The sequence below is a fragment of the Acidobacteriota bacterium genome (assembly GCA_012729555.1).
Classification (GTDB): Bacteria; Acidobacteriota; UBA6911; order UBA6911; family UBA6911; genus UBA6911.
This window is the reverse complement of sequence record JAAYCX010000058.1, coordinates 34579-48476: the sequence shown is the minus strand read 5'-3', so window position 1 is coordinate 48476 and position 13898 is coordinate 34579. Positions and strand designations below refer to the sequence as shown.

At 67.1% G+C, this 13898-nt stretch carries 11 protein-coding genes and 1 rRNA gene; 9 read left to right on the top strand and 3 right to left on the bottom strand.

Features of this window, described 5'->3' with window-relative positions; genetic code table 11:
- The 3 genes from GXY47_11380 to GXY47_11370 all read right to left on the bottom strand — a co-directional run.
- Window positions 1-125, bottom strand: a 16S ribosomal RNA gene (locus tag GXY47_11380); the annotation flags it as partial.
- 472 nt (window positions 126-597) lie between these two features.
- Window positions 598-1182 carry a phosphoribosylglycinamide formyltransferase gene (locus GXY47_11375; protein ID NLV31740.1) on the bottom strand — a complete coding sequence of 195 codons (585 nt, stop codon included), beginning with the start codon at window positions 1180-1182 and terminating at the stop codon, window positions 598-600.
- Window positions 1183-1225: 43 nt separating this feature from the next.
- Window positions 1226-2632 carry an amidophosphoribosyltransferase gene (locus GXY47_11370; GenBank protein NLV31739.1) on the bottom strand — a complete coding sequence of 469 codons (1407 nt, stop codon included), beginning with the start codon at window positions 2630-2632 and terminating at the stop codon, window positions 1226-1228.
- A gap of 291 nt (window positions 2633-2923) precedes the next feature.
- On the opposite strand from GXY47_11370, the gene lsrF reads away from it, so the two are divergent.
- The 9 genes from lsrF (at window position 2924) to GXY47_11325 (ending at window position 13888) form a co-directional block, all read left to right on the top strand.
- Window positions 2924-3808, top strand: coding sequence for a 3-hydroxy-5-phosphonooxypentane-2,4-dione thiolase (gene lsrF / locus GXY47_11365; GenBank protein ID NLV31738.1), 885 nt, complete (start codon window positions 2924-2926; stop codon window positions 3806-3808).
- Window positions 3809-3883: 75 nt separating this feature from the next.
- Entirely contained in the window at window positions 3884-5992 is a 2109-nt protein-coding gene (locus GXY47_11360) for a bifunctional aldolase/short-chain dehydrogenase (GenBank protein NLV31737.1), read from the top strand.
- A 79-nt stretch (window positions 5993-6071) separates the two neighbouring features.
- Entirely contained in the window at window positions 6072-6677 is a 606-nt protein-coding gene (ruvA, locus tag GXY47_11355; GenBank protein NLV31736.1) for a Holliday junction branch migration protein RuvA, read from the top strand.
- A 14-nt stretch (window positions 6678-6691) separates the two neighbouring features.
- The gene (gene ruvB, locus GXY47_11350) at window positions 6692-7723 is read left to right on the top strand and encodes a Holliday junction branch migration DNA helicase RuvB (GenBank protein ID NLV31735.1); all 1032 of its coding nucleotides are present in this window, start codon (window positions 6692-6694) and stop codon (window positions 7721-7723) included.
- 132 nt (window positions 7724-7855) lie between these two features.
- A complete protein-coding gene (folD, locus tag GXY47_11345) occupies window positions 7856-8764 on the top strand; it encodes a bifunctional methylenetetrahydrofolate dehydrogenase/methenyltetrahydrofolate cyclohydrolase FolD (protein ID NLV31734.1) in 909 nt (302 codons plus the stop codon).
- Window positions 8765-8856: 92 nt separating this feature from the next.
- Entirely contained in the window at window positions 8857-9810 is a 954-nt protein-coding gene (locus tag GXY47_11340) for an AAA domain-containing protein (protein ID NLV31733.1), read from the top strand.
- The gene (locus GXY47_11335; GenBank protein NLV31732.1) at window positions 9773-11038 is read left to right on the top strand and encodes a DUF58 domain-containing protein; all 1266 of its coding nucleotides are present in this window, start codon (window positions 9773-9775) and stop codon (window positions 11036-11038) included. Before GXY47_11340 ends, GXY47_11335 begins: the two co-directional genes overlap by 38 nt.
- 20 nt (window positions 11039-11058) lie before the next feature.
- Entirely contained in the window at window positions 11059-13188 is a 2130-nt protein-coding gene (locus tag GXY47_11330) for a DUF3488 domain-containing transglutaminase family protein (GenBank protein ID NLV31731.1), read from the top strand.
- Between the two features lie 61 nt (window positions 13189-13249).
- The gene (locus tag GXY47_11325) at window positions 13250-13888 is read left to right on the top strand and encodes a hypothetical protein (protein ID NLV31730.1); all 639 of its coding nucleotides are present in this window, start codon (window positions 13250-13252) and stop codon (window positions 13886-13888) included.
- The last annotated feature ends 10 nt before the right edge of the window (window positions 13889-13898 follow it).

Genomic DNA, 13898 nt, shown 5'->3' with positions numbered 1-13898 from the left:
GTTCACGTGTTACTCACCCGTTTGCCACTTTACTCGTGGAGCAAGCCCCACTTTCTCGTTCGACTTGCATGTGTTAGGCACGCCGCCAGCGTTGATTCTGAGCCAGGATCAAACTCTCCAATTATAATTCGAAGAGTCCCGAATTTCGAAAAATCCGGGTTACTGGTTTACTATGTGTTATGGAATGGATGTTTCGGACACGCACTATCTAGTTTTCAAAGATCTAGGCAGTTATTCATCATAGTATGTGCAACCCGGTTTGTCAACCTCTACCGAAGTTTCACTCGACCTATGATTGACGAAGGATTTGCCCAATCAGAAGACTGAGAGAATCCAGCCTCTCGACTTCAATCTCTTGCCGTCTCGAAGCGTGATGCATATTAGCCGCAACCGTTTCGCTTGTCAAGAGAGTGAAGCAAAATCTTTCAAATAAGCTGCACAAACTCAATCTCAATGACTGAGGATCCGAATAGTACCGGCGGGTCCGGAGATTGTAAAGGCCAAAATGAGATTTTTCTGCGATCGCATGCATTTTTTCCTCAGGCCTCGGCCGGACGGGCCGCCTGATTAGACGATATCAACTAGGGTAAAAAGGATTTAGGTCGCAGATGCCAGCCTGTCGAACATCAGGGCGATGGCACGCCAGTAAAGCCGGTGCTCCTCGGCCAGAATGCGGGCGGAAAGGGTTTCCTCGGTGTCGCCGTCCTCGACCTCCACCGCCCGCTGCATGAGGATGGGCCCGCTGTCCACCCCCTCGTCCGCCAGGTGGACCGTGCACCCGGAAATCTTCACGCCATACTCCAGCGCCTGGCGCTGCGCGTGGAGCCCGGGGAAGGATGGGAGCAGGGAGGGGTGGATATTCATGATGCGCCCCGGATAGGCGTCGAGCAGCACCGGGGTGACGATGCGCATGAAGCCCGCCAGGCAGACGAGGGCGGGCCGGAAAGGCTCGAGCGTCCGCCCGAGCAGCCGGTCGTATTCCTCTCGTCCCATCCCGCGCGAAGGCAGGCAGACAGCGTCCAGGCCGAACTCCCGGGCACGCTCGAGACCCACGGCGTCGGCGCGGTTGCTGATCACACAGCAGATCTCGGCCTCGAGGTCCCCGCGCTCGATCGCCTCGTGGATGGCGACGAAGTTGGACCCCCGGCCCGAAAGAAGTACTGCGATTCTCCTGTTTTCCATCCGCCTCCTTCCGCGCCGCCGGGCGCATCCCCGCGGGCTCCGGCTAATCCTCTTCCCTGTCGAACAGGCTCTTCTGCTTTTCCTCGGGCGCCACCTCGGTCGGATAGCGGTCGGTAAAACACGCCGAACAGTATTGTTTCCGGTCGTCGACGGCCCGGAACACCGATTGGAGGCTCAGGTAACCAAGCGAATCGGCGCCGATGAACCTGCAGATGTCCTCCACAGATTTCATCGAGGCGATCAGTTCGTGCCGGGTGGGGATATCGATACCGTAATAGCAGGGGGCGATGACGGGGGGCGCGGTTATGCGCATGTGAATTTCCCGCGCGCCCGCGGCGCGGACGATCTGCACGATCTTCCGGCTGGTGGTCCCCCTGACGATGGAGTCGTCGATCAGGATGACGCGCTTCCCCCGGAGAATCTCGCGCACCGGGTTGAGCTTCACCTTGACCCCGAAATTGCGGATCGACTGCCTGGGTTCGATGAAGGTGCGCCCGACATAGTGGTTGCGGATCAGCCCGAACTCCAGGGGAATGCCGCTCTCCCGGGAATAGCCGATGGAGGCCGACACCCCGGAATCGGGTATCGGCACCACCACATCGGCGTCCACCGGGTGCTCGACGGCCAGGTGCCGCCCCATCTCCCTCCGGCTGCTGTTGACCGTCCGGCCGAAGACGATGCTATCGGGGCGGCTGAAGTAGATATGCTCGAAAACGCAGAAGGCGGGCCTCTCCTTCGGCAGCGGCATCTCCGACTCCAGGCTCTTTTCCTCGATCCGCACCACTTCCCCGGGCTCCACATCCCGGACATACTCCGCGTCTATCAGGTCGAAGGCGCAGGTCTCGGAGGCGATGGCGTAGGAGCCGTTGACCTGCCCCAGGCAGAGGGGGCGGAAGCCGTGCGGATCCCGGGCCGCGAGCAGGTACTCCGGTGTGAGCAGCGCCAGCGAGTAGGCCCCCTGGACCATCCTGAGCGCCTCCACGAAAGCCTCCGGGAGGGTGCGCCGCCTGGACCGCGACATCAGGTGCAGGATGACCTCGCTGTCGCTCGTGGAATGAAAGATCGCGCCGTCGCGCTCGAGTTCCCGGCGCAGCTGCGGCGCGTTGGTCAGGTTGCCGTTGTGGGCGAGCGCGATCGGCCCGCGCCAGCAGTCGATCAGGATCGGCTGGGCGTTCCAGGCGGCGCTTCCGCCGGCCGTGGAATAGCGCACGTGCCCCAGTGCGGAATCCCCGGGCAGGCGCCCCAGACGGTTCTCGTCGAAGACGTCCGCCACGTATCCCATCCCCTTTTCCAGGTGGAGCTTGTGACGGTCCGAGGTGGCGATCCCGGCGGATTCCTGACCCCGGTGCTGAAGGGCGTATATTCCCAGGTAGGCGATCCTGGCGGCCTCCGGGTGGGAAACGATGCCGAAGACGCCGCACTCCTCTTCCAGTTTGTCCCAGGGTTCCATAGGCAGGATCCAGACCAGTTCTTGTCGTCAGGGCCGCGGTCCCGCCGGGCACACGCCCGCGGGGCCTCGAGTTTCTCCCCGGCACCCCCGGGAGGCTTCCGGCGTTCCGGCAATATTATACACAATCCCTTCCGCGGCGCCCGGCGAAAACCGGGGGGCGGCCGCATCTTTGGCTTCGCCTTCGGCGGGCCTTGATATACCATAGGGGTTGGCCCAGAAAACGGACGGCGTGGCGCGGGATCGATGTTCATCGACGCGACGCGCAGGCAGGCACAGAAAGGATATCGGCTCATGGCTGACATGGATGGGAGCATCGAAACCAAGGATTTCCACCCGGACATTCCGTCGCGCAACACCCCCTTCTTCCTCAAGGGTTCGGGCGCGCTCGACTGGGGCATGCAGAGCCGCCTCGCCAGGATTTTCAGCGCCTCCTCGGGCAGAACCGTGATGCTGGCCATCGACCATGGGTATTTCCAGGGCCCGACGACGGGGCTGGAACGGGTGGACGTCAACATCGTCCCCCTGCTCCCTTACGCGGACGCGCTCATGCTGACCCGCGGCATCCTCCGCACGACCATCCCCCCCTCCTTCGCCCGGGGGACCGTGCTGCGGGCGAGCGGCGGCCCCAGCATCCTCAAGGAGCTGTCCAACGAACAGATCGCCGTGGACATCGAGGACGCGCTGCGGCTCAACACCGCGGCCATGGCGGTGCAGGTTTTTGTCGGCGGGGAATTCGAAACGCAGTCGATTCATAACATGACGCGCCTCGTGGACCTCGGCAACCGGCACGGCGTCCCTGTGCTCGGAGTCACCGCGGTCGGGAAAAACATGACGCGCGACGCCCGGTATTTCCGCCTCGCGTGCAGGATATGCGCGGAACTGGGGGCGCATTTCGTGAAGACCTATTACGTGCCGGAAGGCTTCGAGACCGTCACCGCGTCCTGCCCCGTCCCCGTCATCATGGCCGGAGGGAAGAAACTCCCCGAGACGGAGGCCCTCGAGATGGCGTACCGCGCCGTCAGCGAGGGGGCCGCCGGAGTCGACATGGGAAGGAACATCTTCCAGTCGGAGGCCCCCGCCGCCATGATCCAGGCGGTGAGGCTGGTGGTCCATGAGAATGCAAAGCCCGCGGAGGCTTTCGAACTGTTCCAGGACCTGAAAAACCGGCAGGCGTAGCCGGCGGACCGGGCTCGGGCGGGGCCCCTCCGCCCCCGGGCAAGTCTAAGAGGGGATCACCCAGACGAGGACAGCATGATCAACCGCTGGTCGGACGACAGGGCCGCTCAATTCATCGAACAATACCGCAAGAAATACGGCGAGGACCTGGCCGTCGGCCTCTACGTGGCCTCCCTGATCGGAGCCGAGACCCGATTGGTGCTGCACGGCGGGGGCAACTCCTCCGTGAAAACGGTCCGGACCAACCTCCTGGGCGAAACCGTCCGGACTTTGTTCGTCAAGGCCTCCGGTTACGACATGGCATCCATCGAACCGGACGGATACACGGGACTGGAACTGGACTACGTGGGAAAACTCCGGTCCCTGGAAAAGCTGTCCGACGAGGACATGGTCAACGCCTTCCGCACCCATTGCCTCGACGCCCGGGCGGCCACGCCGTCCATCGAGACCCTCGTCCACGTTTTCGTCCCGGGTAAATTCGTCGACCACACCCACCCCGATTCCATCCTGGCGCTCACGAACCAGGTGGAGGGGGAAAAGCATCTGCGCGCCGCCCTGGGCGAAGGCGTTTCGATCCTCCCGTACGCCCATCCCGGGTTCCCCCTGGCCAGGGCCGTGGCCGCCGAACTCGAACGGAACCCGGGGGCGAGGGCGATGGTCCTGATGCGGCACGGGCTTCTCACCTGGGGGGAGACCGCCAGGGAATCGTACGACACCACCATCGCCCTGGCCTCCCGGGCGGAGCAGTACGTGGAGCAGCACGCCCGGAAACCGGTGATCACCGCGGCCGCCACTCCCCTCCCCCTGGCCCTTCAGCGGCTGGCCGCGGCGGCCCCCGTGATCCGGGGCCTGCTGGCCCGGCCCACCGGGAATCCCGACCGCCCCTGGGACCGCGTCATCGTGCGTCCGCTGATCAACAGGAAGATCCTGGATCTCGTCGATTCGGGATACGCGCGGGAGTTCGCCGCAACGCCCCCCCTGACGGCCGACCACCTCATCCGGACCAAGCCCTCCTACCTCTGGGTCGAGAATCCCCCGTTCGAGGACCCCGCGGCGTTCGGCGAAAAGGTGGCGCAGGGGATCCGCGATTACGCCGCCGCCTACGACGCCTATGTCGACAGGTTCTCGCGCAGCCGCCCGGAAGGGATCGAGGCGGCCGATTCCCTGCCCCGGGTGATCCTCATCCCCGGCCTCGGGGCGATCGCCGCGGAAGGGAGCGCGGCCGCCGCCGACATCGCCAGGGACATCGCCGAGCACACGCTGGAGGTCAAGGCCCAGATCGCGGCGATGGGCGATTACCGGGGGATGGAGGAAAGGGATATCTTCGAAATGGAATTCCGGGCGATCCAGCGCCGGAAGCTCCACGCGCGCCCTTCGCCGCCGCTGGCCGGGCACGTGGCGCTGATCACCGGCGCCGCGGGCGCCATCGGCGCCGGCATCACCCAGGAACTGCTGGAACAGGGATGCCATGTCGCCGTCACCGACCTGGACGGCGACCCGCTGCACCAGTTCACCGAGGAGATGCGCTCGCTGTACGGGCCGCGCGTCCTGGGGATCGCGCTCGACGTCACCGACTCGCAATCGGTCGCGGACGCCTTCGGCTCCGTGATCGGCGCGTGGGGCGGCATCGACCTCGTGGTTCTCAACGCGGGCATCGCCCATGTCGCCCCTATCGAGGACATGGACCTCGAGACCTTCAGGAAAACCGAAAGAATCAACATCGAGGGGACCCTCCTCATGCTGGCCGAATCGGCGCGCCTGTTCAGGAGGCAGAACACCGGGGGGGACATCGTCATGGTCTCGACCAAGAACGTCTTCGCCCCGGGGGCCAACTTCGGCGCCTACAGCGCGACCAAGGCCGCCGGGCACCAGCTGGCCCGCATCGCGAGCCAGGAACTGGCGCCGATGGACGTGCGCGTGAACATGGTCGCGCCCGACGCGGTGTTTTCCCACGGCGCCCGGAAATCGGGGTTGTGGCTGGAGGTCGGCCCCGAAAGGATGAGCGCCCGCGGACTGAGCGCGGAAGGCCTGGAGGAATATTACCGGAACCGGAACCTGCTCAAGGCGAAGATCACGGCGCGGCACGTGGGCAGGGCCGTCCTTTTCTTCGCCACGCGCCAGACCCCCACGACCGGCTGCACCCTTCCGGTCGACGGCGGGCTTCCGGACGCCACGCCAAGATAGCCTGGCGCCACGCCAGGATACCCTGGCGCCACGCCAAGATAGCCTGGCGCCACGGCACGTGGCCCACGCTAAAGGATATATGATCGGTCAATTGAGAGGAAAGCTGCTGGCCAAGAGCCCGAACCTTCTGCTGGTCGACGTGGGGGGGGTGGGCTACGAAGTGATCATCCCCCTGACCAGCTTCTACGAACTCCCGGAAGAGGGGAACGAGATCACGCTCAAGATCCACACCCACGTGCGGGAAGACGCGCTCCTCCTTTTCGGTTTCCGGTCGCGGAGCGAGAAGAGCCTTTTCCTGAAGCTGATCTCGACGAGCGGCATCGGCCCCAAGCTCGCGATCACGATCCTTTCCGGGGCGCGGGTGGAAGAGCTGGCCGCGGCGGTGGCTGAGGGGAACGTCCCCCGCCTCACCTCCATCCCGGGCGTGGGGCGTAAGACGGCGGAGAGGATGATCCTCGAGCTCCGGAGCCAGATGACGCCGTTCCTCCTGCCCGAGCACGCGGAAGCGGCCCGGCAGGGAACGCCCGGCGGGGCCCTGGAAGAGGATGTCGTTTCGGCGCTGACCAACCTGGGCTACCCCCGGGCGGCGGCGGAGAAGGCCCTGTCCCTGACGCTGCGCGAGCCCGAATGCGGGCGGACGTTCGAGGAAATTCTGCGCAACACGCTCCGGCGGCTGGCCGGTTGACACGGTTTTAGGCTATGACAGAACGCACCTTCACACACGCCCTGCTGAACCCGACCCCGGTTTCGGACGAGAAGACCTACGAGCAGAGCCTGCGCCCCCAGACCCTGGCCCAGTACATCGGCCAGCAGAAGGTCAAGGACAACATCGAGATCAGCATCCAGGCCGCGCTCAAGCGCCGGGAGGCGCTGGACCACGTCCTGCTCTACGGCCCCCCGGGACTGGGGAAAACCACCCTGGCGACCATCATCGCCGGGGAGATGAACGTCAACGTCCGCACGACCAGCGGCCCCGTCATCGAGAAGCGGGGAGACCTCGCCGCCATCCTCACCAACCTGCAGGCCAGCGACGTGCTCTTCATCGACGAGATCCACCGGCTGCACCCCTCCATCGAGGAGATCCTCTACCCGGCGATGGAGGACTTTTACATCGACATCGTGATCGGCGAGGGGCCGGGAGCCCGCAGCATCAAGATGCCGCTCCCCCGCTTCACCCTCGTGGGCGCCACCACGCGGGCGGGCCTGCTGACCGCTCCCCTGAGGGGGCGTTTCGGCATCATCCATCGCCTGGAGTTCTACACCCACGCGGACCTGTGCACCATCGTCGAGCAGTCGGCCCTGACGCTGGGGGTCCCGATCGATCATGACGGCGCGCTCGAAATCGCCTCGCGGAGCCGGGGGACCCCCCGCATCGCCAACCGCCTCCTCCGTCGCGTGCGGGATTTCGCCGAGGTACGGAGCGACGGCCGGATCACCCGCCCCGTGGCCATGCAGGCGCTGGAGATGATGGACGTCGACACCTACGGCTTCGATGAAATCGACCGCAAGCTGATGCTGACGATCCTGGAAAAATACAACGGCGGGCCGGTGGGGGTGGGATCGCTTTCCGCCGCCATCAACGAGGACGAGGACGCCATAGAGGACATCTACGAACCGTACCTCATCCAGATCGGCTTTCTCGACCGCACCCCCCGGGGGCGGATGGCGACCCGGAAGGCCTACGAGCATTTTCAGATCACGCTGCCCGGGAACCAGAAGAACCTCTTCTAGCGGCGGCCCAGCCGACGGCACCGCCAGGAAGGGGATTGATCTCGGCCCGCGGGTTGTGGTATCGAACCTAGCCTGGGAATCAGGCGCTATTATAAACCGGGGGGCCCCGGGCTTCCTGAAAGGAGACAGGATATGACAGCAAAGCTCATCAAGGGAACGGAGATCCGCGAGGAGATCCTGAAGGAAATCGAACAGGAGGTCCAGGACATCAAGGCGAAGCACGGCAAGGTCCCCGGCCTGGTCACCATACTCGTGGGAAGCAACCCGGCTTCGATCTCCTACGTCACCCTGAAGATCCAGACGGCGGAGAGGCTCGGCTTTCACGAGATCCAGGACAACCAGCCCGAGACCATTTCCGAAGCGGACCTGCTGGCCCTCATCGACAAATACAACAGGGACGAGTCGATCCACGGGATCCTGGTCCAGCTCCCCCTCCCCAAGCACATCGACGAGAAGAAGGTGATCAACGCCATCGACCCCGACAAGGACGTGGACGGATTCCATCCCGTGAACGTGGGGCGCCTCATGATCGGCGGCTCGGAGCTGAAGTTCCCCCCCTGCACCCCGGCCGGAATCCAGGAGATGATCGTACGCGCCGGCATCGAAACCAAGGGGGCGGAGGTCGTCGTGGTGGGACGTTCGAACATCGTCGGCAAGCCGATCGCCAACCTGATGCTGCAGAAGGGCCCCGGCGCCAATTCCACGGTGACCATCGCCCACACCGCGACCAAGGACCTGGCCTTCCACTGCAAACGGGCCGACATCCTGATCGTGGCCGCGGGCGTCCCCGGCCTGGTGAAGCCCGAATGGATCAAGCCGGGCGCGTGCGTCATCGACGTGGGCGTCAATCGCGTGGGCGAAAAGAAGAGTGAAAAGACGGGCAGGATGGTGGCCATCCTCAGGGGGGACGTGGACTTCGACGCCGCCAAGGAGATCGCGGGCTTCATCACGCCGGTCCCCGGCGGGGTCGGCCCCATGACCATCACCATGCTGATGAAGAACACCCTGAAATCGCTGAAGTACGCGCTGGGGATCGCCTGATCCCTCGCGGCGGGGTATGCGAGAGGGGCCGGGGCCACCCGGCCCCTTTTTGTTTTCCCCCGCGCAGCGCTATCGATAGTATACTGGGGGCCATGGCAGAACCGGGAGAACCGCAGGACCAGGCCCGCCGGCTGCAGGCCGCGATCGAAACCGTCGTGCGCGGAAAGCCGGACGCGGTCCGGCTCGCGCTCGTCTGTCTTTTCGCCGAAGGGCACCTCCTCATCGAGGATGTCCCCGGGGTCGGGAAAACCACCCTGGCCCAGTCGCTCGCCCGCGCGGTCGATTGCTCCTTCCGCCGCATCCAGTTCACGAGCGACCTGCTCCCCTCGGACATCATCGGCGTCTCCATCTTCGACCGGGAGGAACGCGATTTCGTCTTCCGCCGGGGGCCGCTGTTCGCCAACATCGTCCTCGCGGACGAGATCAACCGCACCACCCCCAAGACCCAGAGCGCCCTGCTTGAAGCCATGGGGGAGGGGCGCGTGAGCGTCGACAACCGCACGCACCCCCTGCCGCAGCCGTTCATGGTGATCGCCACCCAGAACCCGGTGGAGTTCCACGGCACCTACCCCCTCCCCGAATCGCAGCTCGACCGTTTCCTGCTCCGGGTCCGGATGGGTTACCCGGAAGCGGGCGCCGAAAAGGAGATCCTCCGCCTCGCGCACGGTTCCACGTCCGAGTCCCCGCTCCCGAGCGTGATGACGGGCGAGGATCTCATGCGCTGCCGGGAATCGGTCCGTCGCGTCCGGGTCGACGACTCCCTGCTCGATTACATCCTGGCCCTGGTGGACTCCACGAGGCGGTCGGAGTACCTGCTCACGGGGGCGAGCCCCCGGGGGTCGCTCGCACTCCTCGGCGCGGCGCGGGCCGAGGCCTTTCTCGACCGGCGCGATTACTGCACCCCCGACGACATCAAGCGGCTGGCCCTGCCGGTGCTGGCCCATCGCGTGGTGGTCGGTTCCAGCTATTCCTCTCCCCATGAAAGGAGCCGGGAGGCCGAGGCGATTCTTGCGGAAATACTCGAGAGCATCGAAATCCCGCTCTGACGGGGTCCCGGGGGAGTCCGGGGAAGGCGGCGACCGGAGAATTTTCCCCCTTTCCTTCTCCGTCACCGCGGCGGGCGGGCTGTACATCCTTCTCCTGCTGCCGCTCTCCCTGGCCGCCATCCGGACGGGGAACAACCTGCTCGTCATCGTCCTGGCCGCCATGCTCGCAGCCGTCCCCGTGTCAGGGCTTGTTTCGCTCGCCTCCCTCAAGCGCCTGTCGCTTTCGCTCGAGATGCCCGAAAACGTCTTCGCGGGTGAACGGGTGGCCCTCAAGGTCGCCGTGAAAAACCGGAAAAGGGTGCTCGCCTCCTTCTCCCTCCGGGTGGAGGAGCGGGGGACCCCCGGCGCGCCTCCCCTGCTCCGGCGCCTCCGCGCCGCGCTCCCGCGACACCGGAAGCGGGACGGGGCGGCCGGGACGCCCGACGGCCTCATGGACCGGCCGGCCTATTTCCCGGTGGTGGGACCCGGCGAAAGCCGGACCGCGCTGGTCCTGAGGTCCTTCCCCCGTCGCGGCCGTTACACCCTTCACGGCTTCCGGGTGTCCACCCGCTTCCCTTTCGGGCTCTTCGAACGGGCCAGGCTCGCCCGCGCGGAGGGGGAAGTCTTCGTCTACCCATCGCCGCGGTCGATCTCCCCCTTTTTCCATCTTCTCCCCTTCCTCCCGGGGGCGCTGGAAAGCGCCCGCCCCGGCCCGGGGGAGAACCTCCGCTCGATACGCCGGTACCGGGAGGGGGAAAGCGCCAGGATCATCGACTGGAAAGCCACCGCCAAAACGCTCCGGCTCATGGCGCGCGAGTATGCGCGCGAGGAGGAGAGCAGGTTCTGCCTGATCCTGGATACGCGCGCCCATGCGCCGCGCACCGCGGCGGGCGGCGAGGCCTTCGAAAAGGCCGTGTCCATGGCCGCCGGAATCGCATCCCATTTCATCGAGGAGGGGACCGCCATCGCCTTTCTCTCCCCGGCGGCGTACCTCGCCCCGGGCGGAGACGCGCGGCATCTGGACCGGATCCTCCGGGAGCTGGCCGTGATCGCCCAGGACGAGGCGCCTGCAGCGGAAACCGTCGGGCCCTGGGAACCCGGGGCGTTCCGGGACGCCGCCCCGCTGCCCGAACTGGAAGGGATTTTTTCCGATAAGCATTACAAGATCATCCTGACCCCCCGCCCCAGGGGGACCTTCCCGGCGGCCGTATGGCGGTCGGCGCACGTGATCTTTTTCGACCAGCTATGACCTTTTGGCGCTGTTTCAAGGTGTCCTCCTATGGCCTGGCCGGGTCCGGTTTCGGCGCGCTGGCCTCGACCGGGGCGCTCCCCCCCGCCGCCGTCGCCCTCTTTTCGATCGTCTTCGCCCTCAGCTGGTTTCTGGACCCCCGCGCGCTCCGCCGGTCGCTCCCGCCCCGGATCGCCGGCAGCCTCCTGCCGCTCTGTATCGCGTTCGCCGCGATCGACGGCGCCTGGCTGTCGCGTTCGTGGCCGGCCGCGCTGGTGCACCTGCTGCCGCTCGTCACGGCGGTGCGCCTCCTCGTCCGCGCGCGGGAGGGGGACCACGGCGTCCTCGCGCTCCTCGGCCTCGCCCAGCTCCTGGCCGCCGCCACCCTGACGGGAAACCTCGTTTTCCTCTTCTGGTTTCTCCTCTTCCTCCCTTCGGCCAGCGCCTTCCTGATCCTGCTGGAAATGCGCCGGGGCCACGGCAGGAGCCTCCGCCGGACGCCGGCCCCCGCCGCCGCCCCCCCCCCGGCCCCACAGCGGGCCGAACCCGACATCGTCGTCCCCTTCCCCGCAGGCGCCTTTGCCTCCGCCTTCATCGGGGTCGCACTGCTGCTTCTGGCCGGAGCGATCCCCCTCTTCTTCCTGCTGCCGCGGGTCACCCTCGGACTCTACCGGCAGCCGGCCGGACCGACCCGTTTCGTCACCGGGTTCTCGGACCGGGTGCAGCTCGGCCGCGACGGCCGGCTCGAGCCATCGGACACCCTGGTGATGCGCGTGAGAACAGACCCGCCGGACCCGCGGCGGGAGCTGCGCTGGCGGGGGCTGGCGTTCGACCATTTCGACGGCCGGGCCTGGACCCGCAGCGACACCGGGACCCGGCCCGTCCCCGTCCAGGGGCGCTTTTACAAGCTGGAGGAGACCGCGCAGGGGACCCGGTGGATCGAGCAGACCTACTTCCTGGAGTCGCTCGACACCCCCGTGGTTTTCCTCCTCGGCCGGGCCCTGGCCGTCGGCCGCGAAGCGGGCGCCCTCGGGCGCGACGCTTCGGGCAACCTGTACGCGCAACGCCCCCGCGGCTCCAGGCTGAGCTACACCGTCCTCTCCGACGCCGTCGAGCCCGACCCGGCGGCGATCTCCGACCTGTTCCCGGTCCCGAAGGAGATCGGGAGAAAATACCTGCAGCTGCCCGACCTGGACCCCGCGATCGCCCGCCTGGCCAGGGAGGTGACCCGCGCCGCTTCCGGCCGCTACGCGCGGGCGCTCGCCCTCGAGCAGCACCTGCGCCGCGGCTACACCTACTCCCTGGAACTGGACGGGCTTGCCGGTCCCGACCCCCTGGCCGCGTTCCTGTTCGAGGCGGGAGAGGGTCACTGCGAATATTTCGCCTCCGCCCTGGCCATCATGATGCGCCAGGTGGGGATCCCCTCCCGCCTCGTCAACGGGTACCGCGCCGGGGACTACAACCCCTTCGGCGGCAACTGGACCGTCCGGCAGCGGCACGCGCACAGCTGGGTCGAGGCCTGGCTCCCCCCCTACGGCTGGATCGAATTCGATCCCACCCCCTCCCCCCCTCCCCCGTCCCGTCATGCGTTCGTGCGGGCGCTCACCGATATCGGGGACGCCGTCGGCCTCTGGTGGTGGGCGGGGGTCGTCCGCTACGATTCCTCCAGACAGCATCGCGTCGCCGGCCGGGCAGCGGCCTGGGTGACGGAACTCGGCGGCAGGGCGGCGGCGGCCGGACGCCTGGTCCGGGACCGCTGGCCCGGCCGCCTCCTTGCGCGCTCCCCCGACCACCCGCCCCGGATCCCCTGGCGGTGGGCAATATGGCTGGCACTCCCCTTGCTGCTGGCGGCGCCGCCGGTCCGCAAAGCCCTGCTCCGCGCCCGGGCGCGCCTCCGGCGCCGGAAACTTCCCCGCGCCACGGCCGTCTACCTCGAAACCCTGGACCTTCTCGAGGCGCGCGGGTTCGGCCGCCGGCGGGGGCAGACGCCCATGGAGTTCGCCCGCAGCATGGAACCGCATCCCGCCGCCGCCCCGCTCGTCGAACTGACCGGCCTCTACTACGCCGCGCGCTTCGGCAATCCCGCCCCCCCGGCGCCCGGACCCGGTTTCGCCCCCCCGCTCCGCTCTCTCCGGAGCGCCCTTAAAAAAAACCCGGAATCCCCGATATAAGACCTTCTCCCCGGATCGCCCGATGTGCCATTATTCGCGGTCCCGAGGGGAGGGTTCGGCCGTGGAAAAGGATTTTGGCGGGAAAGGGTCCCGGCGCTCCGACGCCCCGGTGGAGGCCGTCGACGCCGGACGCCGGGCCCTCCTGGTCCGGGGGGTCGTGCAGTCGGTCCACCCGGATGACGCCGCCACGGGGTACTGGAGCCGGATGCTCCCCGGCAGCGCGCCCGGGAGCGCCCTGCTGCTCGGCATGGGGGGCGGAACCGTGGCGCGGCTGATCGAGAGGACCTTCGGCCCGACGGCCATCACCGGGGTCGACGAGTCCGCCGCGATGCTCTCGGCCGCGGCCGCATTCGGGGCGCCGCCCGGGCGGGCGCGCATCATCGAGGGCGACGCCTTCGTCTTTCTCCGCGCCGACGCCGCTCGCTACGGCTTCATCGCCGTGGACCTCTACCGGGCCGAAAAGTTCGACCGGGGCGTTCTCGCCCTCCCTTTTCTGCGCGCGCTCTGCGACCACCTGCAGCCGGGCGGCACGGCCGCCTTCAACCTGATGGAGGACCGGGCGCTGGCCCGGTCGCTCGCCCGCATCGAGCGCGTGTTCGAGCGCCTGCGCCTGTCGCCCGCCGGGGGCAACGTCGTCTTCCACGGCCGGCCCCGGCCGGATGCGCAGCCGCGGGGGAAACGGCCGTCCTATTGTCCTTGAACCCGCCCGG

Excerpts from the sequence above, each read along its gene's own strand:
- GXY47_11375 (NLV31740.1), bottom strand. The coding sequence starts at position 1,182 with ATGGAAAACAGGAGAATCGCAGTACTTCTTTCGGGCCGGGGGTCCAAC.
- GXY47_11370 (NLV31739.1), bottom strand. The coding sequence starts at position 2,632 with ATGGAACCCTGGGACAAACTGGAAGAGGAGTGCGGCGTCTTCGGCATC.
- lsrF (NLV31738.1), top strand. The coding sequence starts at position 2,924 with ATGGCTGACATGGATGGGAGCATCGAAACCAAGGATTTCCACCCGGAC.
- GXY47_11360 (NLV31737.1), top strand. The coding sequence starts at position 3,884 with ATGATCAACCGCTGGTCGGACGACAGGGCCGCTCAATTCATCGAACAA.
- ruvA (NLV31736.1), top strand. The coding sequence starts at position 6,072 with ATGATCGGTCAATTGAGAGGAAAGCTGCTGGCCAAGAGCCCGAACCTT.
- ruvB (NLV31735.1), top strand. The coding sequence starts at position 6,692 with ATGACAGAACGCACCTTCACACACGCCCTGCTGAACCCGACCCCGGTT.
- folD (NLV31734.1), top strand. The coding sequence starts at position 7,856 with ATGACAGCAAAGCTCATCAAGGGAACGGAGATCCGCGAGGAGATCCTG.
- GXY47_11340 (NLV31733.1), top strand. The coding sequence starts at position 8,857 with ATGGCAGAACCGGGAGAACCGCAGGACCAGGCCCGCCGGCTGCAGGCC.